The sequence below is a fragment of the Photobacterium sp. GB-72 genome (assembly GCF_003026095.1).
GTDB lineage: Bacteria > Pseudomonadota > Gammaproteobacteria > Enterobacterales > Vibrionaceae > Photobacterium.
Genome location: NZ_PYNV01000040.1, coordinates 1 through 1,425 on the forward strand (window position 1 = coordinate 1; position 1,425 = coordinate 1,425).

The following is a 1,425-nucleotide window of genomic DNA, read 5'->3' on the forward strand; positions in this document are numbered from 1 at the left end:
CCAACGTTAGAACATCAAGCATACAAGGGTGGTATTTCAAGATTGACTCCACAACCACTGGCGCGGTTGCTTCAACGTCTCCCACCTATCCTACACATGTAGGGTCAATGTTCAGTGCCAAGCTATAGTAAAGGTTCACGGGGTCTTTCCGTCTAGCCGCGGGGACGCAGCATCTTCACTGCGATTTCAATTTCACTGAGTCTCGGGTGGAGACAGCGTGGCCATCATTACGCCATTCGTGCAGGTCGGAACTTACCCGACAAGGAATTTCGCTACCTTAGGACCGTTATAGTTACGGCCGCCGTTTACCGGGGCTTCGATCAAGAGCTTCGACCGAAGTCTAACCCCATCAATTAACCTTCCGGCACCGGGCAGGCGTCACACCGTATACGTCATCTTTCGATTTTGCACAGTGCTGTGTTTTTAATAAACAGTTGCAGCCACCTGGTATCTGCGACTCCCGGCAGCTTAGAGAGCAAGTCTCATCACCGCTAGGAGCGTACCTTCTCCCGAAGTTACGGTACCATTTTGCCTAGTTCCTTCACCCGAGTTCTCTCAAGCGCCTTGGTATTCTCTACCTGATCACCTGTGTCGGTTTGGGGTACGATTTCTTATAATCTGAAGCTTAGAAGCTTTTCCCGGAAGCATGGCATCAATGACTTCGTCACCGTAGTGACTCGACATCGTATCTCAGCCTTAAGATGGTCCGGATTTGCCTAAACCATCAGCCTACATACTTGGACCTGGACAACCGTCGCCAGGCTCACCTAGCCTTCTCCGTCCCTCCATCGCAATTATAAGAAGTACGGGAATATTAACCCGTTTCCCATCGACTACGCCTTTCGGCCTCGCCTTAGGGGTCGACTTACCCTGCCCCGATTAACGTTGGACAGGAACCCTTGATCTTCCGGCGAGGGAGTTTTTCACTCCCTTTATCGTTACTCATGTCAGCATTCGCACTTCTGATACCTCCAGCAAACCTTACGATTCACCTTCAACGGCTTACAGAACGCTCCCCTACCCAATGAAGTAAACTTCATTGCCGCAGCTTCGGTGTATAGCTTAGCCCCGTTAAATCTTCCGCGCAGGCCGACTCGACCAGTGAGCTATTACGCTTTCTTTAAATGATGGCTGCTTCTAAGCCAACATCCTGGCTGTCTGAGCCTTCCCACATCGTTTCCCACTTAGCTATAACTTTGGGACCTTAGCTGGCGGTCTGGGTTGTTTCCCTCTTCACGACGGACGTTAGCACCCGCCGTGTGTCTCCCGGATAGTACTTACTGGTATTCGGAGTTTGCAAAGGGTTGGTAAGTCGGGATGACCCCCTAGCCTTAACAGTGCTCTACCCCCAGTAGTATTCGTCCGAGGCGCTACCTAAATAGCTTTCGGGGAGAACCAGCTATCTCCGAGTTTGATTGGCCTTTC

At 51.1% G+C, this 1,425-nt stretch carries 1 rRNA gene; it reads right to left on the reverse strand.

Annotated features, from left to right (window positions below):
- A 23S ribosomal RNA gene (locus C9J40_RS21710) occupies positions 1-1,425 on the reverse strand; the annotation flags it as partial.